Here is a 2,814-nt window from a genome sequence, read left to right as displayed (position 1 = left end):
TTGTCGCATGATTCTTGAAACGAAGACGACAATCTGCCGCACACTAACTCAAAAACATGATTTGAATCGGAATGCTAAAGCATTGACTTAAAGTCGATTCTATTGAATTGTTAACATTTTATACTATGAACGGGAAAAGAATTTCTTTAGCTACCAATCGGCACTAATTAATGCAAAGACGTAGGTTGCCAAACCCAATGCCAAACATTTGATTATGGGTTAATCGGGAAGCGAACATTTCTCTTTCATTCCCTTTTTCACTTGGGTTGAAAAGACGGGTCAACATCTTTTCATTGTGTCGTGTACTTGAGCCAAAAGGCAAGGAAACAAAAAAAACGATCTCTCTTATTAGAATTGACAATGGTGAATTGAGAAAAAAATAAAAGATATATATATATACAGTATATATTTGAGTGCAAGCGCGTGATTTTGGTAAGTTCAACTTACTTTTTCAACTAATGAACTGCCATCTTTGTGTTCATTCTTACTTTCAATTATAGGACCTTTTTTCAATGAATTCGATGAAAATTGGTTAATCCTAACATTTTCATTTGGATTCTGTTCCGTGTCGGTCGATTCTCCTCCTCCTCCTTCCGTTGTCAAGGTATAGTCAACATCTTCATCGTTGCCATCCACAATGTCACCAATGTTGACAATGTTTTTGTTGTTGTTGCTGTTGCTCTCCGCTTTGGGATTTTGATCGTTGTCAATTGTCGTCATAACTGTCATTGCCGAATTTTTTGTCGACAATGTGTTTGGCTGTTTTGGGACCGTTTCATTCAATTTAACTCCCATTTGGTCGACTTTAAATGGTGTTACTTGCGAAACCTGTATCGTACTATTACCATTCTCAATTGTTTGCTTTGGTTGTCGCGTAAGATTATCGCCAATTGAGGCTACGTCAGTTTGATTCAAAATTAGATTCTTATTTTTAATTAAATCTGTTGAAACGTTTGTTTGTGGTTGTTGTTGTTGTTCAACAATGAGACGTGTGCTAATCGTTGCCGGTTGAGAATTGATTTCAATCATTGATTTATTTTGATTATTATCATCATAATGCTCTAATTTTCGTCTACTGATACGACGAGCTTTGTTCGATGCTTCCACTTCTGCAATATCCGTTGTATTGTTTAACGAAATTGGGACACTGATTTTGGTTCGATTAACATCAACGCTATATTGATTATTATTCACTATAAATTGATGTTGTTGTTGTTGTTTGTTGTTGTGCTGCTGCTCTTGTTCTTGAGGAAGATTAGATTTTGATTTTCGATCAATAGGATTAATCAGTGTGGAAAGATCTTTTGTGCTGTCGGTCGATGTATTCGTTGTTGGAATTATTGTATGTTGATTATTGTCAAATTTTGCACCAGATGTTGCCGATGATTGTCGTCCATTAAAATCGGTATACGACATTGGTGATCGAACGGATCCATCTAAACGAGAAGTAAATTTCCTTTGCCCAAATGGTGGTAGCAAATGTGGCGCTGGTGGATGCGATGGTGGCGTCGATCGCCAATATTTGTTGGCCGACATTGGTCGTACTGAAGATAATGGCAATCTAGCTGGATTACCGATATGTACATTGATTGATCGATCTCGTTCCACTATTGAGTTAGGCAATTTTCTATGCCATCGAGTGTCCGTTTCAGGCCATCGGTCTCTGACATTTACAAAACGAGGACGCAAATTAAATCCACTCGAACCTGAATGGAACGCTATAATATTGAAAACGGGGAAGAAAAAAATCGAGATCATTTAAAAGCAAATACAACAAATAAATAAAAGTAAGGAGAATACTAATAATATTGAGGAAACTGTTTTACTTGAGTAAATTGAAAAGGGAAAACAAAGTAAAGAGATCTATAGAGTTTTGCCAATAAATCTAACCAAGATTATAGAATTATTTTAGTGAATGATGGTGTCACATTCAACCACGCCACTTATATATATAAATAAGTTGACATTGAAATTGGATTATCAATTGAAGTCCCAAATGGACAAAAGTGAACAAAACTAAATTAACTTTTCGATTGTTGTTTCATATACTCTCAGTGCTATACTTATTTATGGATTTTTGTCACTTACGTGCATCATCAGTATATTCGTCAATAATCGACACTGAAGTGGGACTAATTGAAGAAAATCGATTATGATCAGATTGATAGATTTGATTTTCATATGGACTCCATTGGTGAATTGGGCCATAATGTACTTGTCTTGGCAATTGGAACGTTGGCCGCCAAATAGGAGGATTGATTGGCTGATCAAATGGACCACACTGGAACAATTGGATTAGGAAACAAAACCAAAATAATACAATTGGCCAACAATTGAAATAGTGTCGATGATGATGATGATGAAACCGATCGGCAACAGAATGGATGGCAAACACATTTTGGCTTATATGGGGTTCGTTGGTCTTGTTAGGCACATTGGCGACACATTCGTACAATTGAATTGTACCTCGACGCCGATTATTCTTTATCTTCTTTTCCATAAATTTGTATTTCATCTTAGCTTTCGATCCATTGTTGTCACCTTTATGGTTAACATTGTCGGTAGAATGGAAGAATGTCGACATTTGCATATTCCACTCAATTTGTGTCAAGTGTATGAATTTTTCCTATTCTTTTTGAATTTCTTTCTCTATTCTCTTTCTCTCTCTCTCTCTATTTCATTCATTCATACACGCACGAACAACAAGAAATTAAATTTGTGACAGTAGTATTAGCTTGTCAATGGCATAGACTTTTCTTTTATAATATTGTGTTTTGGTAATGAACGATCGTCGAGTCAATAAACTTTTTTTTT

At 35.6% G+C, this 2,814-nt stretch carries 1 protein-coding gene; it reads right to left on the bottom strand.

The genetic code is table 11. The features are described from left to right. Window positions 1-438 precede the first annotated feature (438 nt). Window positions 439-1,416, bottom strand: a complete 978-nt coding sequence (locus tag QRY16_RS21670; protein WP_289778018.1) for a hypothetical protein — start codon at window positions 1,414-1,416, stop codon at window positions 439-441. Window positions 1,417-2,814 lie beyond the last annotated feature (1,398 nt).

It is taken from the genome of Mixta mediterraneensis (assembly GCF_030283135.1).
GTDB lineage: Bacteria > Pseudomonadota > Gammaproteobacteria > Enterobacterales > Enterobacteriaceae > Pantoea > Pantoea mediterraneensis.
Note: the sequence above shows the minus strand (reverse complement) of the source record. Positions and strands in the feature narration are given on the sequence as shown.

Coding starts and splice junctions, on each gene's coding strand:
- QRY16_RS21670 (WP_289778018.1), bottom strand. CDS start 1,416: ATGTCGTATACCGATTTTAATGGACGACAATCATCGGCAACATCTGGT.